This window comes from Alkalibacterium sp. AK22, from assembly GCF_000585255.1.
Lineage (GTDB): Bacteria > Bacillota > Bacilli > Lactobacillales > Carnobacteriaceae_A > Alkalibacterium.
On record NZ_JANL01000001.1, the window covers coordinates 1 to 1,289 of the forward strand.

The following is a 1,289-nucleotide window of genomic DNA, read 5'->3' on the forward strand; positions in this document are numbered from 1 at the left end:
AGACTGACCTGCTGATTTGAGACACTAATAAAACACCTTCTTAGACTGCTATTCCTCCAAATTCTAATGGGGAGTAGTAGTCTAATTTTTCTTGAACCCGATCATTATTGTAATAATTCATATAGTTGCTGACTTTAACGGTAACTTCTTGTGAAGACAAAGAATTAAATTTAATATACTGAAACTCTTCTGACTTAATACTTGAGTGAAACGACTCAATAACTGCGTTATCCCAACAGTTACCCCTCCTAGACATGCTACTTACCAAATCTTTCTCTTGAACTAAACCTTGAAAGGCATAAGAAGTATAAACTGACCCTTGGTCAGAATGAATGAGGACGCCTTTAGGATTCCCTCTTGCTTCTAAAGCTGCGTTCAACGTATCCACTATTAAGGGGGTCTGTTGGTGGTTGTATAACTTATAAGCAACGACTTCATTATTAAACAAATCTATAATAGTTGAGAGGTATTTGGTTTCCGGACCATATTGAATATAGGTAATATCAGTTACCCATTTCTCATTTGGTTGTGAAGCAGTGAAGTTTCTCTCTAACAAATTAGGGGCAATGATTACTGTCTCTCCCTGAGACTTCCACTTGCGTTTTGGCTTTACTCGGCATTGTAAGTTTAGTTTTTGCATGATTCGTTGAACAGTATTCCGATGTCGTTTAATTTTATAGTATCGTTTCAAGAGCTTCGTAATCTTTCGGTGCCCGTAACGGTATTTATGTTTTTGGCATAACTCCGTAATAGCCAACGCCACCTTTGATAGAGCTTTATTTGGTTCTTTCGTCCACCGGTAATACGTAGAGCGGGCTATGCCCAAAGCTGCTAAAATAGCACGGATGGTGTACTTTTGCCTAAATGCGTCCACCAATTGGTGGACTATTTCTTTTTCAACTCCTTTTTCATTTCTAAATACTTTTTTAAAATCTCATTCTCCATCTGTAAATGCTCCACCTGTTTATTTTTCTTATCTTCTTCACTTTTAAAGTCCGGCCCATGTCCATAAGAATATTGTTTTCCAATTGGCTGATCAAAGCGATGGATTTGATTTGTACGATACCACTTCATCCATGTTTTGATTTGAGTGACATTCTTTATCTCATATTTTTCCATAATCTCTTTATTTGTTAATTCGCCACTTAACTTAGCTTTGATAACTGCCCATTTCACTTCACTTGAATATACGTTTTTGCCCACGCAAAAACACCTCCGACATAGTATTTTGTAAATTATACCATTTCGAAGGTGTTTTATATTGTCTCATTTCGTTGTGTTAGTCTAAT

1 protein-coding gene is annotated in these 1,289 nt (G+C 36.5%); it reads right to left on the minus strand.

The features are described from left to right. Positions 1 to 40: 40 nt before the first annotated feature. Positions 41 to 1,203 (minus strand): IS3 family transposase gene (locus tag ADIAL_RS00005; protein WP_155849129.1). Its coding sequence is split into 2 segments (ribosomal slippage): positions 41 to 927 and positions 927 to 1,203, totalling 1,164 coding nucleotides; the frame shifts between segments, so codons are not numbered across the junction. Between the last annotated feature and the right edge of the window lie 86 nt (positions 1,204 to 1,289).